The following is a 17,658-nucleotide window of genomic DNA, read 5'->3' on the forward strand; positions in this document are numbered from 1 at the left end:
CCTCGAACCCAGCCCTCCAGCCACACCTTCCCGCAGGTCACAACCCAAATGGCGGCTGCCGTACCAGGGCGGTGGCGCAAGTCGATCAGGAGTCGTGATCAGCTCGGGCGACCACCGGATCCGAGGATCCCGCGACGGGCTGATCCGTGGTGTCGAGCAGGTGGGTGCACCATCGCCGGTCGTCGGCAGTCCGGAACCGGTCAGTCTGAGCAGCACCACACCGGGGCCGCAGGCCAGGGGCGTTGTCCTCGAACGTTTTCCCGGGACTTCCCGCCGCGACCCGCCGGCCGTGTTCGTCGGACTCGGTGGCGATGCCGTCGGGAGGTTCCAGGCCCTTCTGCTCGCGGTACCCCAGGAGCCCGCCGTCCTCTCGCCATCCGACCTCGGCGGGGCGTGGTGACGTCGACCGGTGCGGGTCATCGTCGGATGTCGAGGACCGGCGCCACGGCGATGTCGTGCATGCGCCAGTCCGCCTCCCGCAGGAGTCGGCCCAGGCGTTCGAGCCGTTCGACGAGGTCGTCGGTGCCGGGCTCGGGCACGACGAGCACCTCGCCGACGAAGACGTGCCCTTCCTCGCGCAGCCGTATCCAGGCGTCCTGGACCCAGGGCTGGTCGAGGGCGAGCGCGGTGAGCCGGGCGAGCAGGGGGTGCTGCCGGTCGTCGGTCACCGTGCGGGGTCGGCGGTCCATGAGGTCGGCGACCGCGGTGCGAGTGGTGCGCAGGCCGTCGCGGACGATGTCGGCGGAGATGACGATCGCGGCGACGGCGTCGGCCCACCACAGCCCGGCGCCGATGCAGATGATCCCGAGGATGGCCGCGCCGGCGGTGAGCCAGTCCGCGCGGTTCATCTCGGCGTCGGCGTGCAGGACCTTGTCGTGCAGTTGCGCGGCCAGCTTCGCCTTGGCACGGCCGAGCAGGATCGCGGGGACCATCGTCGCCAGCAGGACGGCGATCATCGGCCAACCCAGCCACAGGGTGTGGCCGAACACCTCGATCAAACCGATCGGTGGGCGTTCGCCCTGCACGAGTCGCAGCACGGACTCGACGAGGATGTAGCCGCCGAGGGTCGACAGCGCCAGGGCGGAGGCCAGGAAGGCGATCGCCACCGAGCGGTGGTACCCGTAGGGGTGGTCGGGGTCGGGAGGCCGGTTGCGGTAGCGGTTCGCGACCAGGAAGGCGATCGGCGGCGCCAGGGCCAGGATGTCCTCGATCCAGGCGGCCTTCATGGCCTGTGACTGGCCGAGCACGACGGCCAGCGCGGAGATCGCGACGACGAAGAACGCGATCGTCCACCATTCGAGGCGGACGGCGCGGCGGTGCAGTGCCGCCTTCTCGGGCGGCAGCTCGTAGCGGTCGTGGATCGCGGCCACGTCAGGCCCCCGAGCGGTGGGTGTCGAGCAGCAGGCGGCGGACCTCGTCGTCGTCCAGCGCCAACAGGAACCGTTCGACGGTGCTCTGCCAGGCGTTCTCACCGGGCGGCACCGCCATGACGTGGTCGAGGCTCGACAGGTGGGTGCCGGTGTCGGTCAGCCCGGCCGCGTCCACCAGCCAGTCCGGGACGACCGCGGCGCCGTCGGGACGTTCGGGGATGTCGGCCACGGGGACGGCGGTCGCGTCGTGGTCGGACAGCAGCGCGGCTTCAGCGCTGCCTTCCCGCACCAGCACCCGTTGTCCGGCGATGTCGGTCGGTGTTCCCGCGGGCACGGCGACGACCTCGTCCGTGGTCAGGTAGTCGGTGGTCAGGGCGACGTCCTGCACCCAGGGCGACTTGGCGTCCAGGCCCGCGACCACGAGGTCGAGGCCGCGCTCGGCCAAGGCCGTCATGAGTTCGGCCTCACCTGCGCGCACCCACTGCACGCGCGCGCCCAGGCTGTCCGCCAAGCGCTGCACCAGGACGCTCTCCACACCGCCCGGTGGCCGCTCGTCCCCGCGGTCTCCGGTGACGACCACCCACGGCGGGTCGTGCGCCACACCGACCCGGATCGTGCCGTCCCGCACGCGGTCCAGCGTCCCGTCGGCGTCGCGAGGCCACTGGCAACCACCGGCCGACAGCACGACCAGCGCCACCGCCACGATCCGGGTCCACGCGCGTCGAGCGACCTCAGCCGATCCCATGGCGATGATGTTGCCCAGACGGGCGAGCCCCAACCATCGGGGTGGTGCGACGGCGAGCCGCCGCGACTCCGAAGTCCCGCCGTCGCCCGCTCAGGCCGAGCGCGGGTCGGGCGTCCGCTCGAAGCACGTCTCCAGCACCACGATGGCATTCGTGCCGGACACCCCGGCGATGTCGTGCACGTCCTTCAGCAACGCCTGCAACGCGCGCGTACCCGCCGTGCGCACCTTGAGCAGCAGCGACGCCGTCCCCGCCACGATGTGCGCCTCCTCCACCGCGGGCAGCGCGCGCAGCGCGTCGGCCGTCTCCGGCGACCCGACCCACGCCGACGAGTCGACCAGCACGAACGCCAGCACGTCCAACCCGAGCGCGGTCGGGTCGATCTCCACCGTCGTCCGCCTGATCACGCCCCGATCGCGCAGCTTGCGCACCCGCTCGTGCGCCGCCGCCGCCGACAGCCCGACCTGCGCGCCCAACACGGCGTACGACTGCGTGGCGTCCTGCCGCAGCGCCGCCAACACAGCCCGATCGGTATCGTCCATCGACCCACCTCCACCTGACGTCATCAAGCATTATAGGTTGCGAACCAGATGACATTCGGACATCAAGGGGAAACCATGGACGTCATCCCGACAACGGTGGAATCGTTCGACGACCGGCTGCTGCTGTTCGGCGACGACCTGCTGGAGCGCCTGGCCACCGGGTGCAAGTGGACCGAGGGCCCTGCCTACGTCCCCGCCGGCCGGTACCTGCTGTTCAGCGACATCCCCAACGACCGCGTCCTGCGCTGGGACGAGACCACCGGACACGTCGGGGTGTTCCGCTCACCCGCCGGCTACGCCAACGGCCGCACCCTCGACGCGCAGGGCCGCGTGGTCACCTGCGAGCAGGGCGAGCGCCGGGTTGTGCGCACCGAGCACGACGGCTCCACCACGGTGGTCGCCGACCGCTTCGACGGCAAGCGGTTCAACAGTCCCAACGACGTCGTGGTCGCGGCCGACGGCGGCGTGTGGTTCACCGACCCGCCCTACGGCATCCTCAGCGACTACGAGGGCGTGCGCGCGGAGTCCGAGATCGGGGCCTGCCACGTCTACCGCGCCGACCCCACGACCGGCTCGGTCGAGATCGTCGCGGACGACTTCGTGCGCCCCAACGGCCTCGCGTTCTCCCCCGACGGCACCCGGCTCTACATCGTGGACACGCGCCGCAACCACATCCGGGGCTTCGACGTGGATGGCGCGCGGCTGAGCGGCGGCGACGAGGTGGCCCGCTGCACGAACGGCCAGTTCGACGGCATCCGCCTGGACGAGCAGGGCCGGATCTGGGCCGCCGCCGGGGACGGCGTCCACTGCATCCACCCCGACGGCACGCTGCTGGGCCGGATCGGCGTGCCCGAGGTGGTGTCGAACGTGTGCTTCGGCGGCCCCAAGCGCAACCGCCTGTTCATCACCGCCACCACCTCGGTCTACACGCTGCTGTTCAACGTCAACGGCGCCCGGCAGCCATCGGTCGGGCTTCCCGGAGCACGGAACGGAAGGTGAACGTATCGTTAACGAGCAACGGCGGGATGGTGGATCGGCGGTTGCGCCCGATCAACCTCCCACCGTGCGAGTGTCCGCTCCCCCGGGGGACACCGAAGACGACGGTCTCCGTCCGGCGACGGGCGGGGTGCGCAGAGGAGTGCCGGTATGCAGAGGCACGCGACAGGTGATCACCAAGGTGAGCAGGTGCCCCGTTCGGTGGACGACCTGCGACCGCCGTGGTCGGTCCGGCGCACGTCCAACGGGCGCTGGAGCACCGCCGAACGCGTGCTGCACGCCGCCGGTCGCCGCTGGACGGTGGGGTTGACGCCGACCGCGCCCACCACGACGGCGCTGGTGCTGTGGTCGGACGACGACGTGGCCGGCCACGCACGGGGCACGGAGGCCCAGATGTGCGCGTTGGCCCACCGCTGGGTCGCCGACCTGCTGGCCGGTCGCCCACCGGTCACCGGCACCGTCGCCGTCGATCGGGCGCTCTTCGGAGAGCTGGGGGCATAGGGCGCCGGACCGGTCAGCCTCGCGAGAACGTGGCGGCGTCGCCTCGGCGAGGCGGCCCGCCCTATCCGGCGCGGCGGTCGACCAGGTCACCGAGGCCGTCGTGGGCCGAGGCGTCGCCGACCGTGTTCAGCACGTCGTCATTCAGCGTGTCGGCCAGGCCGGACGGGGCACGGCCGCCCTCGACCCCCCACCCCTCCCCGATCGATCTATGCCCTGGTGTCGGAACCGCCGCCGTCCGCGTCTTGGCGGGCGTCACACCGCGGCGATGGTCCAGTGGTTGTTCGGGCTGGCGTTGGGGACCCAGAGGGCACAGGTGGCGCCCACGGTCGCGTCGCCCATGCCGTCCAGCGCGGTGCCGGTGCCGCGGTTGACGACCTGGTAGCGGCCGTTGCCGACGCCGGCGAGCCGCCACTGCTGATTGTTGCCGCCGTTCCACGGCGCCTGTCGGACGGGTGCCCCGTTGGTGGCGTCGCCCCAGCTGTCGGCGACCATGCCGTTCGTGCGGTTGACGATGCGGACGAAGCCACCGCCCGCGTCCACCAGCTGCCACTGGAGGTTCGTGCTGCCGTTCCAGTTCCACTGCTTGAGGTTCGACCCGGAACCGACGCTGCCGCCGTCGAGCACCAGGCCCGTGGTGGCGTTGGTGATCCGCGCCCAGCCCGTGGGCGCCGGCTCCGGGCCCAGGTCGGGGATCCGGCCGGAGAACGTCAGCTTCACCACGTAGGCCGGAGCGGCGAACGGGGGCGTGGACGACGGCATCGTCAGGTGCAGGGCCGTGCCGTCCTGGCTGCGGTTGGGCAGGTCGGTGTACGACCCGGCGGTGGGGTTCAGCAGTCGGGTCGACACCAGGGAGCCGAGGTTGATCCGGTTGGTGTTCAGGGTCGTGATGTCCAGCGTGGCGCCCGGCCAACCCAGGACGGTGGCGTAGAGGACCGTGTTGTCCTTGCTGCGGGTGAACCGGATGTCGCGGTTGGTGCCCGCGCGCGGCTGGGTGAAGGAGCCGCCGCCCATCTGCGTCGGCCCTTCGCCGAAGGTGGTCCACGCGCGGGTGGCGTAGATCGACTCGCCGAAGCGCCGGAGGTAGTCGCCGATCCCCAGCAGGATCGACCGCTGCCCGGCCGGGATGGTGCCGTCGGCCATGGGTGCGATGTTCAACAGCATGTTGCCGTTCTTGCTGACCCGGTCGATCAACGAGTGCAGCATCGCGTTCAGCGAGTAGTAGCCGATGCCGACCGTGTAGCACCAGCTGGAGCTGGAGATGCTGTCGTCGGTCAGCCAGTACGGGACCTGGATGCCCGCCGGGCCGCCGCGTTCGAAGTCGAACACCTCGCCGCGGTCGTTGAAGCCATCCTTGTAGGTGGCGACGACGTCGGAGTTCCAAGCGACCGCGCGGTTGTAGTAGTGGGCCAGGAACTCCAGCCGCCGCGACTCGTCCATCTGGCTGAGGTTGAAGTCCTGCCAGAGGATGTCCGGCCGGTAGCCGTCGACGACCTCCTTGAGCTTGTCCACCCACAGCTGGTTCTGCGCCGGCCCGCCCAGTTGGCCGTACAGCTTGCGCAGGCTCGGATCCGACTGGTACGGGACCCGCTCGTAGAAGCCGGTCGAGTTGTACGCGTGGTGCAGGGCCACCAGCAGCTTCATGCCCTTGCCCCGGATCGCGTCGGCGTGCAGCCGCAGCAGGTCCAGCTTCGGGCCGGTGCGCACGGAGTTCCACTCGTTGACCGTGCTGTTCCACATCGAGTACCCGTCGTGGTGCTCCCCCACCGGCCCCGCGAACCGGGCGCCGGCGTCGAGGAACAGCTGCGCCCACTCGTCCGGGTCGAAGTTCCCGCCCGCCGAGCGGAGCTTCGGCGCGAACTGCACCCAGTTCCCCGCCTTGTCCCGGGCACCGTTGACGAAGTTGTGGTACGGCCACACCGAGGGGTCTCCGTAGGTGTCGACGTGGTGCCGGTTCTCGGCCGAACCGCTGAAGTACAGGGAGCGCGGGTACCACTCGTTCGCGAACGCGGGAACGCTGAACACGCCCCAGTGGAAGTAGATGCCGAACTTCGCGTCCTGGAACCACTCCGCCGCGGGCGGGTGCTGGTCCACCGACGCCCAGGTCGGGGTGTAGCTGCTCGGACCCACGGTGCCACGAGCGGTGCCGACCCGCAGCAGGCCGGTCGCCGCGCCGATACCCGCGGCACCGGCCGCGGTGAGCAATCGCCGACGGGTGAAACCGTTCGGGGACGATGACATGGCGGTAACCCTTTCTGGGCGTTGATCGCATTGCCGATCGGCATCGGGGACGCACGGCAGCGCGCCTGGAGCGCGCGGGTGCCGCTGCGCGACATGGGCCGTCAGCACGGGGGCGGGTGATGGGCGACATCCACCACCCGCCACCCGAGCTGAGTACACCCCGGTCCGCGCCTCCACGGACGCAAGGTGCCATTCGGTTGGCTCAGGGCGTGTTGCTGGTGCCATTTCCACGGCGGAGCCGTTCGGGTTCACGGTCCACCGCTGGTTCGTGCGGTCAGGCGGTGGTGATGGTCCAGTGGTTGTTCGTGCTGCCGTTCGGCGCCCACAGGACGACGTCCGAACCGGCGGTCGTGTTGCCCGCGCCGTCCAGCGCGGTGCCCGTGCCGCGGTTGACGATCTGGTAGCGGCCGTTGCCCACGCCGTTGAGCCGCCACTGCTGGTTGTTGCCGCCGTTCCAGGGTGACTGGGAGCAGACGGCGCCGTTGGCGGCGTTGCCCCGGCTGTCGGCCACCATCCCGTTGGTCCGGTTGACGATCCGGTGGTAGCCGCCGCCCGCGTCGACCAACTGCCACTGGAGGTTCGTGCTGCCGTCCCAGGTCCACTGCTTGAGCCGCGATCCCGACGCCACCGACCCGCCGCTGTCCAGCACCAATCCCGTGGTGGCGTTGGAGATCCTCACCCAACCAGTGGGCATGGTGTTGCCGCTGGTGTTCCAGTAGACGTTGTAGTTGACGCCGTGGGCGTCGTGGAACGGGATGAGGGCGATCGCGGCACCGTTGGCGTTGGCCGTGAACGCGAGGCTCGTGGTGCTGGTACGGGTGATGGACGCGGTGTTCAGCGACGGCGGCGAGGTGAGTGTGGTGTTGCCGTAGTTGCCGGCGAGGACGACCGGACCGTAGGTGACGGCGGCGATGCCCGTGTTGTCGTTGGCCGACCGCAAGGCCACCTGCATCGGCATGCGCACGGTGACGATGTCGCCGGAGGTCCACGACCGGGTGAGCGTGGCGTAGGTGCCCGGTGCCGCGGTGACGCCCTGGGCGACGCCGTTGACGCTGATCGTCGCGCCGCTCGACCAGCTCGGGATGCGGACGCGCACCGACCACGTGCCGCCGACGTTGCCGGTGAACTGGAGCGACGTGGTGTCGCCGGCCGGGTAGGTCGTCGTCTGGGTGACGGTGATGCCGCGCTGGGTCCAGTGCAGCACCGACGGCGCGAACAGGTTCACGATCAACGTCGTGTCGTCACGGAAGTAGATGGAGTCCATGAGCTTGGTCTGCATTTCCAGGCCAGTGCCCTGGCAGCACCAGAACGTGGTGTAGTCGGTGCTGTAACCGCCGTTCATGGACGTGACGCCACGCCTCCCGCCGGGGTTGAGCGGGGTGAAGTAGCAGACGTGGCCATGGCCGTCGTTCGGGTTCTGCTGGCCGATCATCTGGTTGACCAGTGCCCGCTCGTAGTAGTCGAACAGCTCGGCGCGGTCCGGGTACAGCGTGAACAGCTCGCGCGTCAGGACGAGCATGTTGTAGGTGTTGCAGTTCTCGCACGTGTCGTTCGTCAGGAACGCGGCGATCGCGTTGGGCGACTTGAAGTGCTCCCGCACGCTGTTCCCGCCGATGGCGTAGGTGTGCGCGCCGACCGTGAAGTTCCACGCGTTGGTCGCGATGTCCCGGTACCTTGTCGTGCCGCTCGCCTTGTACTCGCGTGCCGCGCCGACCCACTTGGCGATCTGCGTGTTCGCGTGCAGGCCGTCGAGCCGGTCGGTGTTCGCCGCAAGGGGGTCGAACACCGCGGCGTGGTCGAACCGCTGCGCCACGGCCAGCCAACGGGTGTCGCCGGTGACCTGGCACAGGTCCGCCAGGACCGCGTTCATGCCGCCGAACTCGGTGTTCAGCACGGACTGCATCTGCGCGTAGCCCAGCCGAGCCGTGCGCCAGTCCACCCAGCCCGCCATGTCGGTGACCACTTGGAGGGCCCGGGTGCCGCCGGTCAGCCGGTGGTGGTCCAGCAGACCCGCCATGATCTTGTGGAGCGTGTACCAGGGCGCCCACACCCCCTGGCCGCTCTCCAGCCGGTCGAAGAAGTTCTCGGGGAACGCCGAGAGGTAGCCGGCGTGGAAGCCGCGGTTCGGCGATGCGGCCTGGCAGGAGGCGAGCACGTTGACGAGGTGGTCGCCCTTCGACCGGTACTGCGCGTCACCCGTGACCGCGTACGCCTGCGCCAACGCGGACAGCACGTGACCCGTCGAGTGGCCGCGCAGCTCGACGCCGGGCGCCTCCCAACCGCCGCAGGGCTGGGCCGAGCTGGGCAGACCGGCGTTGAGGCGGAACGTGTGCAGCAGCCGGTCCGCGTCGACGAACCTCAGGTACTCCAACGTCCGGTTCTGGTTGTCCAGCCAGCGACCCGCCGTCAACCGCACCTCGCCGAGGTCGAACGGATGGGCGGCGACCCCGATGTCGGGCCGGGCCGCCGGAGCGGCGTGCGCCGGAACCCGACCCACCGCGACGACCGCGGCGGTGACCATCCCCGCCCGGAACAGGGTCCGGCGGTGGATGGGTGGCTGGTTCGTGCTCATGGCGGCCTCCGTGCGGATCACGACATCGGTGTTGCGCCGACAGGACTGGTGCGGGTGCGGGGCGAAGGCCCCACACCTGTCACCCGTGTGCGGTCAGCGGAGTTGCCACTTCTGGTTGGCGCCGCCGTTGCACGTCCAGAGGACGATCCTGGTGCCGTTCACGGTGCCGCCTCCGTAGGCGTCCACGCACAGCCCCGACTGCACGCTGGTGATGGTGCCGTCGGAGTTGACGTTCCACTGCTGGTTGGTGCCGCCGTGGCAGTCCCAGATCACGGTCTGCGTGCCGGGACTGGTGCCCGCGCCGTAGGCGTCCAGGCACTTGTTGCCGTAGACCACCAGCTGCTTGCTCGCGGTGTGGGTCCACCGCTGGTTGGTGCCACCGTGGCAGTCCCACAAGTGCACCGCGGCACCGTTCGCCGTGCTCACGCCGCTGACGTCGGCGCACCTGCCGGACTGGACGGACGTGATGCTCCCCTGGGCCGTGCCGCCACCGGGTCGCTTGAACAGGCCGAGCTCGGCGATGGCCGGCGCGGCCCGCGACCCGGTGACGCGCAGCCGCACCTGGCTCGCGGTGACGGGGGTGGCCAGGCGGATGAGCTTCTTCTGGCCGATCGTGGTGTCGGTCGCGATCTGGTTCCAGGTGCTGCCGTTCCAGGCGTCCACGGAGTAGGAGTTGACCCGCTGGCCGAAGTTCAGGTCTTCCTGCACGGACAGGACGTCGAAGGTTCGCGCCTCGGGCAGGGTGAACACCAGCCCGCCGGTCGAGGCGGTCGGCTGCCACGAGCTGTCCAGGTTGCCGTCCAGCGCGAGGCTCGGCGTGCGACCCGCGACGTTGCTCGTGCCGCTGTCGTTGGCCACGACCGCGCCGGCGGCGAGGTTGGTGCCGAACGTCCCGGTGAGCCTGGCGTTGAACTGGGCCAGCACCGTCACCGCCGACTGGTCGAGCACGCCCTGCCGGTTCGGCGACACGTTGAGCAGGGAGTTGCAGTTGCGGCCCACCGAGCCGTAGTACATCTCCTCCAGCTCCGGCACGGGACGCCAGGTCTCGTTGGGTTGCCAGAACCAGTTGTGGCGCGCGGACAGCGTCCCGTTGCACTCGCCGGGCGACCATTTCAGGTAGTTCCACGCGCTGGTCCCGTCCGCCTTGCGCCGCGACAGCAGGGCGTCGCTGCCCAGGTCCGGGGCGCCGTTCCCGCCGGGCGGGTTGACGATGTTGTCGGCGGCGATCGCGGCGTTGCCGACGTAGGGCACGACCGACGTCTCGGACTGGCGGGCGTAGCCGTCCTCGTTGCCGATCCAGCGGACGTCCGGTCCGCCGTCGTTCAACATCACCGCGTTGGGCTGGAGCGCGCGGACGATCTTGATCCAGTCGAGGAAGTTGTAGGGCTGGGGGCGACCGGTGGGGTTCGCCATGTCCCACCAGATCTCGTCGACCGCGCCGTACCGGGACAGCAGCTCGTAGAGCTGGTTCTCGAAGTACGTGTTGTAGTCGTCGGAGTTGAAGTTGAACGACACCCCGTTGACGATGTCCGCCGGGTTGCTGGGGATGGTCACCGGCCTCTGCGGGCTGCCGTTGGCGAACCGGCCGCCGGCCAGGTTCTCGTGCAGGTCGGCCGGCGAGATGTAGATGCCCACCTTCATGCCGTACTTGTGCATGGAGTCGGTGAAGTTCTTCACCACGTCGCCTTGGCCGTTCTGCCAGGCGGTGTCGGAGGCCACGTCGAAGGTGGTGTATCGCGAGGGGAACAGCGAAAACCCGTCGTGGTGCTTGGCGGTGAGGATGGCGCCCTTGAACCCGGCGTCCTTCAGCGAGGTCACCCATTGGTCGGTGTTGAGGCCGTGGGGCTGGAAGACGTTCGGGTCCTCGGTGCCGGTGCCCCACTCACGGCCGGTGAACGTGTTCACGCCGAAGTGGATGAACGCCATCCGCTCCAGCCGCTGCCAGGCCAGTTGCCGCGGTGTCGGCCGCACGTCCGCGGCGTTGGCGATGATCGTGGCGGGCGAGTCGTTCGGCGCGACGGGGACGACCTGGGCAGGGGTCGCCGCGAGGGCGGTGCCCGTCATGGGCGCGGTGGCGACGACGACGGCCAGCACGGACAGCACCGTCAGCGCCCGACGGGTGAAGGCCCGCTGTCCGGCGGGTGGTCTGCGTTGCTCGGAGACCTGCATGTGAGGGTCCTTTCTGGTGGAGGTACGACCGGACGCGGGGATCCGCCGACGTGATCGGGTACCGGCGGGGTCGATCGCGGTCAGCCGCGCAGGCTCCACTGCTGGTTGGCGCCGCCGTTGCACGACCAGGGGATTACCCTCGTGCCGTTGGCGGTGCCGGCGGCGTTGGCGTCCAGGCACTGCCCTGATGGGACGGAGGTGATGGTGCCGTTGGCGTTGCGGTTCCACTTCTGGTTGGCACCGCCGTGGCAGTCCGAGATGACGACGTTGCCGCCGCTCGCGTCCAGGCACTTGTTGCCGTACACCCGCCACTCCTGGCTCGCGGTGTACGTCCAGCGCTGGTTGCCGTTGCCGTGGCAGTCCCACAACTGCGTCTGGGTCCCGTTGGCGGTGCCGGCACCGGCCACGTCGAGGCACCGGCCCGACTGCTGACCGGCGATCATCACGTTCTGGCCGGGTGACGGGCTCGTGGTCGTCGTGGTCGTCGTGCTCGTCGGCGGGGAGCCGAACTGCGCGAAGAAGTTCCGCACCACCCCGATGGTCCAAGACCGCTCGTGGGGGTTCAGGTCGCCGGCGGAGCCGTCCCACGGGCCTGGGGTGTGGCCCGCGTCGAACGGGGCCCAGACCACCGGGTACCCGGCTCGGCAACCCGAGTAGGCGGTGACCGTGTGGGTCAGGCTGCCCACCGCCGGTTCCGGCGGGTTCTGCGGGGTGCAGCCGTTGTTCCGGACGAACGTGTCGCGCAGCGCCCGCCCGTTGGAGATCGGGAGCACCCCGTCCCGGAGGCCGTGCAGCCCGATGTAGCCGACGGGCTGGGTGCCTCCGCTGCACCCGGACAGCTGGGCGGCGCCGTAGACCGCGACCGCGCGGAAGACCGTGGGCCGTGCGCAGGCGAGTGCGTAGCTCATGGCGCCGCCGAAGCTGAAGCCCAGGGCGAAGCGCTGCGTCGTGTCGATGCACAACCCGGCGTCGAGCTGCCTGATCATGTCGTCGACGAAGGTGACGTCCTCACCGCCCGCGTTGCCCCAGCCGCCGCCGAGGCCCTGCGGCGCGACGAAGATCGTCGTGGTGTTCTCCAGCGCCCGCTGCCCGTAGTAGGACCAGGGGTACCCGCTGGTTCCACCGGAGTCGACCCCCTGCATGTCGCTGCCCCGCATGTGGAACGCGAAGGTCAACCGGTAGGCGCGGTTCGGGTCGTAGGAGTCGGGCACCCTCAGGATGTAGCTGCGGGTCTTGCCGCTGCTCTGGATCGTGCGCGCCCCGCTCGCGAGCGGGGCCTTGCCGCAACCGGCGGTGGTCGCCGCGGCGGCCGGTGGGATGTTCACGGCCACGACGGCCAGCGCCCCCGCGGCCACCATGGTGATGGACGCCAGCAGGACTGACAGCCTTCTGAGAAGTTGTCCTGTCCGAACAGGACCGGGTGCGGGCTTCACAGGTCCATCTCCTCGCGCATCGGGAAGTCGGCGGTTCACGGCAGGGTCCAGCGCTGGTTGGTGCCGCCGTGGCAGCTCCAGATGATCAGTTGCGTGCCGTCGGCGGTGCCGGCCCCGTTGGCGTCCAGGCACTTGCCCGACTGGGGGTTGACCAGGGAGCCGTTGGCGCCCGCGGTCCAGTTCTGCCCGCCGGTGCCGGTGCAGGTCGACAGCTGCACCTGGGCGCCGTCGGCGGTGCTGCCGCCCGCGACGGTCATGCACTTGTCGAGCGAGCGCAACGTGGTCCCGTTGACGGTCCACTGCTGGTTGGCGCCGCTGCCGCAGGTCCACAGCTGGATCTTGGTGCCGTCGGCGCTCGATCCACCGTTGACGTCGACGCACTTGCCGCCGGGACCGGTGATCCGCCCGGTGCGGGCACCCGTCGACGTGCCGAACGTGAAGGCGTCCACGTCGAACAGGTAGCCGGTGCCGCTGCCCGCGAACGTCAGGTACAGCGTGACGGTTCCGGCCGGGACGCCCGCCAGGGTGGCGGACACCTCGGTGAAGGTCTCCCAGCCACCGGTGACCGGCACCGTCGCCGTGCCGAGCACGGGCCCGGTCGGCGAACCGGTCCGCACGGACAGCGTGCCGCCCGACCCGGCGGAGGCGACCCGGGCGGTGAACCTGGTCTCGCCGCCGAGCGCATAGGGCTGGAACGCGATCCAGTCGCCGTTGTGGATGTCACCGACGGCCTTGCCGCCCTCCGCGGGGACCTTGTCGTACACGGCGGTGCCCGACTGGGTCGAGTGGTGCTCGGCCTGGCGGTGCCGGGGCTGCAGGACGTGCTGCGCGTGCGTGGTGACCGGCGGCTGGCCGTTCGCGCCGAGGTCGGTGTACTCGGCGTCGAACACGGCGTACAGGTTCGCCGCCGTGTCGTGCTCGCCGTCCACCGGGATCTGGAGCGTGCCCGAGCAGCCGTCGCGCGAGGTGATCAGGTGGCCGTGGCTGTCGTGGCCCAGCAGGTAGCTGAGCTTCACCCGGGTGCAGTCGATCGTGCCGTCTTCCCGGTCCGACACCGTGATCGTGTACGGCACGCTGTCGCCGAAGTTGAACACGGATCCGTTGACGGGAGTGTTCAGCGTGACCGTCGGCGCGGTGTTCCCGACCGTGATCACCACGCTGCCGCTACCGCTGCGGCCACCGGGGTCGGTCACCGTGAGCGTGGCCGTGTACCGGCCGTTGGCGGTGTAGGTGTGGCTCGGGTTGGCGGCCGTCGACGACGTGCCGTCGCCGAAGTTCCACGCGTACGTCAGCGCACCGCCCTCCGGGTCGGAGGAGCCGGCCGACGAGAAGGCGACCGTCAGCGGCGCGGTGCCGGAGGTGGGGTTCGCGCCGGCCCGTGCGGTCGGCGCCTTGTTCCCGGCCGGGTTGTACTCGATGCGGTAGAGCGCGGAGTACTCGTTCCCGCTGCCCCAGCCGGTGCCGTAGTCCAGCACGTACAGGGCGCCGTCCGGGCCGAAGCCGGCGTCGATGACCTGGGTGCCGCGCCACGGGAACTCGTTGATCTGCCCCGCCGACCCGTCGGCGTTGACGTCGACGGCCCTGATCCAGCGCCGGCCGAACTCGGTGGCGAACACGTGCCCGTCCAACTCGGGCGGGAACTTGATCGACGACGGGTTGGCCGCGTCGTACCGGTACACCGGCGCGCTCATCGGGGACTCCGACCCGCAGCCGAACGCGGCCACCGAGCAGTTGTCGTACTTGATCCAGGCCGGCTTCGCCGCGGGCAGGTTCATCAGGCCGGTGTTGCGTGGCGAGTTGTTGACCGGCGCGGCGCAGTTGTACCGGCTCCCGGAGGGCCCGGACGGGAACGTGTACTCCACATAGGTCTCATTGGTGGTGTTACCACCGGTGCAGTACGGCCAGCCGTAGTTGCCCGCCGAGGTGATCCGGTTGAACTCGACCTGGCCGGCGGGGCCGCGGGTGCTGCTGCTCGTGCCCGCGTCGGGTCCGTAGTCGCCGACGTAGAGCGCGCCGGTCGCCTTGTCGACGTTGAACCGGAACGGGTTGCGGAAGCCCATCGCGTAGATCTCCGGCCGGGTGTTCGGCGTGCCGGGTGCGAAGAGGTTGCCGGCCGGGATCGAGTACGACCCGTTCGCGTTCACCTTGATCCGCAGCACCTTGCCGCGCAGGTCGTTGGTGTTGGCCGAGCTGCGCTGCGCGTCGTAGGCGGGGTTGCGGTTGGTGCGCTCGTCGATCGGGGTGTAACCGCCCGATTCGAACGGGTTGGTGTCGTCGCCGGTCGACATGTACAGGTTGCCGGCCGCGTCGAAGTCGAGGTCGCCGCCGACGTGGCAGCAGATGCCCCGCGTGGTCGGCACGTCCAGGATCGGCACCTGGCTGGCCATGTTCACCGTGTAGTCGGAGTTGAGGGTGAACCGGGACAGCCGGATCACGCCGTTCCACGCCGAGAAGTCCGTGCCGGTGGCCGGGGCGTCACCGCCCGGGGTGGACAGCGGCGGCGAGTAGGAGAGGTAGATGTACCGGTTGGCGGCGAAGTTCGGATCCGGCACGACGCCCTGGAGGCCGTCCTCGTCGTGCGTGTAGACCGGGATGTTGCCGATCACGCTGGTGGTGCCTTCGGCGGTGGTGCGGCGCAGCGTGCCGTTGCGGGCGGCGTGCAGCACCGAGCGGTCCGGCAGCACGGCCAGCGTCATCGGCTCGCCGACCTCGCCCACCCCTCGGGCCAGCTCGATCTGCTGGAAGTCGGCCGGGTTCACCGCGTGCGCGGCGGCCGGTGGCGCGGAGCCGATCATGGTCGTCGCCGTGCCTCCGGCGACGAGGACGGCGGCGGCGAGTGCCGCTCTGAGTCGGTATCTCATGGCAGGGTCACACCCTCGTTCCGGAGTTGGCGGCCTTCGGGAGGCACGGTTCGTGCTGACGCGTCGGTCAGATCGCGGTGATGGTCCAGTGGTTGTTGGGGCTGTTGTTCGGCGCCCACATGGCCGTGTTGGAGCCGGCGGTGGTGTTGCCCAGGCTGTCCAGAGCGGTGCCCGTGCCGCGGTTGACGATCTGCACGCGGCCGTTGCCCACAGTGGTGAGGCGCCACTGCTGGTTGTTGCCGCCGTTCCACGCCGCCTGCTGGCAGATCGCGCCGTTGGCGCTGTTGCCCCAGCTGTCGGCGACCATGCCGTTGGTGCGGTTGACGATGCGGTACCAGCCCGAACCCAGGTCGACCAGCTGCCACTGGAGGTTGGTGTTGCCGTCCCAGGCCCACTGCTTGAGCCGTGAACCCGAGGCGACGTTGCCCCCGCTGTCGAGGGAGAGCCCGGTGGCCGCGTTGGTGATCCTGGCCCACCCGGTGGGGTTGGACCCGCCGTCCAGGGTGGGGATCTGCCCGGAGAACGTCAGCTTGACCACGTAGGCCGAGGCGTTGAACGGCGGGGTGGTCGAGGGCATCGTGATCTGCAGCGCCGAGCCGGTCTGGGCGCGGTTGGGCAGGTCGACGTACGAGCCCGCCGTCGAGCCGAGCAGCTGCACCCTGGTCAGGTTGGTCAGGTTGATCCGGTTCGAGTTCAGGGTGGTGATGTTCAGCGTGCTGCCCGGCCAGCCCATCACGGTGGCGTACAGCGCGGTGTTGTCCTTGCTGCGGGTGAACCGGATGTCCCGGTTGGTCCCCTCTCGCGGCTGGACGAACGAGCCGCCACCCATCTGCGTCGGCCCCTCGCCGAACGCCGTCCAGGCGCGGGTGCCGTAGACCGACTCGCCGAAGCGCCTGAGGTAGTCGCCCATGCCGAGCAGGATCGTCCGCTGTCCGGTGGGGATGGTCCCGTCCGCCATCGGGGCGATGTTCAGCAGCACGTTGCCGTTCTTGCTGACCCGGTCGACCAACGAGTGCAGCATCGCGGCCAGCGAGTAGTAGCCGATGCCGGCGGTGTAGCACCAGCTGGAGCTGGAGATGCTGTCGTCGGTCAGCCAGTACGGGTTCCGCATCCCGGCCGGACCACCGCGCTCGTAGTCGAACACCGAGTTCCGGTCGTTCAGACCGTCCTTGTGGGTGGTGACCACGTCCCGGTTCCAGGCGACCGCCTTGTTGTAGTAGTACGACAGGAAGTTCAGCCGGTGTGTCTCGTTGATGTACTGGAGGCCGCCGTCCTGCCAGATGAGGTCGGGCTGGTAGCCGTCGATGACTTCCCTCAGCCGCTCGTACCACAGCTGTTCGTGCGTGGCCCAGCCGAGCTGGCCGTACAGCTTCCTGAGGGTCTGGGTCGACTGCTGCGGCGCCTGGTCGAAGTAGCCGCTGAAGTGGTACATGTGGTGCATCGACAACATGAACTTGAGGCCCTTGGCCCGGATCGCGTCGGCGTGCAGACCGACCAGGTCGAGCTTCGGTCCGGTGCGCACCGAGTTCCACTCGTTGACGGCGCTGTTCCACATCGAGTAACCGTCGTGGTGCTCGGCCACCGGCCCGGCGAACTTCGCGCCGGCGTCGACGAACAGCTGCGCCCACTCGTCGGGGTCGAAGTTGCCGCCCGCGGACTTCAGCTTGGGCGCGAACTGCACCCAGTTGCCCGCCTTGTCCCGGGCGCCGTTGATGAAGTTGTGGTACGGCCACGCGGCGGGGTCACCGTAGACCTGCTTGTGGTGGTTGTTCTCCGGCGAGCCGTTGAGGTACATGCTGCGCGGGTACCACTCGTTGGCGAACGCCGGGACGCTGAACACGCCCCAGTGGAAGTAGATGCCGAACTTCGCGTCCTGGAACCACTCCGGCGCGGGCGGGTGCTGGTCCACCGACGGCCAGGTCGGGGTGTAGCTGCTGGGTCCCGCGGTGGCCCAGGCCATTCCGGGCCGCAGCAACCCGGTGGCCGCGGCGGTTCCGGAGGTGACGAGGAACAGACGACGAGTGAACCGGTTCATCGGTTCGGGCATGGCGGTGCCTTTCTCGGATGAGGAATCGCGCCATCGGTGAACGTGTTTCCGTTGTGGCTCAACTCGATCGGGCACCCAGGGTGAACTCGGGCAGGGGGACGAGTTCACCGCCTTTGAGCGCGGACTCGTGTGCGCAGAGCCCGACGCAGGTCCAGTTGGCCGAGCGGCGGGCGTTCGGGAACGGCT

Annotated in this window: 11 protein-coding genes; 2 read left to right on the forward strand and 9 right to left on the reverse strand. The window is 69.9% G+C overall.

The genetic code is table 11. The features are described from left to right. Positions 1-416: 416 nt before the first annotated feature. From ACYVLT_RS27375 to ACYVLT_RS27385, 3 genes are all read right to left on the reverse strand, one after another. Entirely contained in the window at positions 417-1,370 is a 954-nt protein-coding gene (locus tag ACYVLT_RS27375; RefSeq protein ID WP_461123089.1) for a cation diffusion facilitator family transporter, read from the reverse strand. Between the two features lies 1 nt (position 1,371). After that, the gene (locus ACYVLT_RS27380) at positions 1,372-2,115 is read right to left on the reverse strand and encodes a transporter substrate-binding domain-containing protein (RefSeq protein WP_461123090.1); all 744 of its coding nucleotides are present in this window, start codon (positions 2,113-2,115) and stop codon (positions 1,372-1,374) included. Between the two features lie 90 nt (positions 2,116-2,205). Next, positions 2,206-2,655 (reverse strand): Lrp/AsnC family transcriptional regulator, encoded by a 450-nt coding sequence (locus ACYVLT_RS27385; protein WP_461123091.1) that lies wholly within the window; start codon positions 2,653-2,655, stop codon positions 2,206-2,208. A 75-nt stretch (positions 2,656-2,730) separates the two neighbouring features. Here ACYVLT_RS27385 and ACYVLT_RS27390 point away from each other — a divergent pair, with 75 nt between their 5' ends. Beyond that, complete coding sequence (locus ACYVLT_RS27390) at positions 2,731-3,654, forward strand: SMP-30/gluconolactonase/LRE family protein (RefSeq protein ID WP_461123092.1); 924 nt, start codon at positions 2,731-2,733, stop codon at positions 3,652-3,654. A gap of 186 nt (positions 3,655-3,840) precedes the next feature. Beyond that, the gene (locus ACYVLT_RS27395; RefSeq protein WP_461123093.1) at positions 3,841-4,152 is read left to right on the forward strand and encodes a hypothetical protein; all 312 of its coding nucleotides are present in this window, start codon (positions 3,841-3,843) and stop codon (positions 4,150-4,152) included. Positions 4,153-4,404: 252 nt separating this feature from the next. Here the strand turns inward: ACYVLT_RS27395 and ACYVLT_RS27400 are convergent, their stop codons facing one another. The 6 genes from ACYVLT_RS27400 to ACYVLT_RS27425 form a co-directional block, all read right to left on the reverse strand. Continuing rightward, on the reverse strand, positions 4,405-6,390 hold the full coding sequence (locus ACYVLT_RS27400) for an alpha-L-fucosidase (protein ID WP_461123094.1): 1,986 nt from the start codon (positions 6,388-6,390) through the stop codon (positions 4,405-4,407). A 274-nt stretch (positions 6,391-6,664) separates the two neighbouring features. Further along, entirely contained in the window at positions 6,665-8,962 is a 2,298-nt protein-coding gene (locus tag ACYVLT_RS27405; RefSeq protein ID WP_461123095.1) for a beta-L-arabinofuranosidase domain-containing protein, read from the reverse strand. 93 nt (positions 8,963-9,055) lie between these two features. Beyond that, on the reverse strand, positions 9,056-11,131 hold the full coding sequence (locus tag ACYVLT_RS27410; RefSeq protein ID WP_461123096.1) for an alpha-L-fucosidase: 2,076 nt from the start codon (positions 11,129-11,131) through the stop codon (positions 9,056-9,058). Between the two features lie 80 nt (positions 11,132-11,211). Beyond that, on the reverse strand, positions 11,212-12,489 hold the full coding sequence (locus ACYVLT_RS27415; RefSeq protein WP_461123097.1) for a ricin-type beta-trefoil lectin domain protein: 1,278 nt from the start codon (positions 12,487-12,489) through the stop codon (positions 11,212-11,214). Positions 12,490-12,599: 110 nt separating this feature from the next. Further along, positions 12,600-15,425, reverse strand: a complete 2,826-nt coding sequence (locus ACYVLT_RS27420; RefSeq protein WP_461123098.1) for a PQQ-dependent sugar dehydrogenase — start codon at positions 15,423-15,425, stop codon at positions 12,600-12,602. 67 nt (positions 15,426-15,492) lie between these two features. After that, on the reverse strand, positions 15,493-17,460 hold the full coding sequence (locus tag ACYVLT_RS27425; RefSeq protein ID WP_461123099.1) for an alpha-L-fucosidase: 1,968 nt from the start codon (positions 17,458-17,460) through the stop codon (positions 15,493-15,495). Positions 17,461-17,658 lie beyond the last annotated feature (198 nt).

It is taken from the genome of Saccharothrix stipae (assembly GCF_054781895.1).

Bases quoted from the DNA above. Each gene is read 5' to 3' on its own strand.
- ACYVLT_RS27425 (WP_461123099.1), bottom strand. From the start codon at position 17,460: ATGAACCGGTTCACTCGTCGTCTGTTCCTCGTCACCTCCGGAACCGCC.
- ACYVLT_RS27405 (WP_461123095.1), bottom strand. From the start codon at position 8,962: ATGAGCACGAACCAGCCACCCATCCACCGCCGGACCCTGTTCCGGGCG.
- ACYVLT_RS27400 (WP_461123094.1), bottom strand. From the start codon at position 6,390: ATGTCATCGTCCCCGAACGGTTTCACCCGTCGGCGATTGCTCACCGCG.
- ACYVLT_RS27385 (WP_461123091.1), bottom strand. From the start codon at position 2,655: ATGGACGATACCGATCGGGCTGTGTTGGCGGCGCTGCGGCAGGACGCC.
- ACYVLT_RS27410 (WP_461123096.1), bottom strand. From the start codon at position 11,131: ATGCAGGTCTCCGAGCAACGCAGACCACCCGCCGGACAGCGGGCCTTC.
- ACYVLT_RS27415 (WP_461123097.1), bottom strand. From the start codon at position 12,489: ATGGTGGCCGCGGGGGCGCTGGCCGTCGTGGCCGTGAACATCCCACCG.
- ACYVLT_RS27420 (WP_461123098.1), bottom strand. From the start codon at position 15,425: ATGAGATACCGACTCAGAGCGGCACTCGCCGCCGCCGTCCTCGTCGCC.
- ACYVLT_RS27390 (WP_461123092.1), top strand. From the start codon at position 2,731: ATGGACGTCATCCCGACAACGGTGGAATCGTTCGACGACCGGCTGCTG.
- ACYVLT_RS27380 (WP_461123090.1), bottom strand. From the start codon at position 2,115: ATGGGATCGGCTGAGGTCGCTCGACGCGCGTGGACCCGGATCGTGGCG.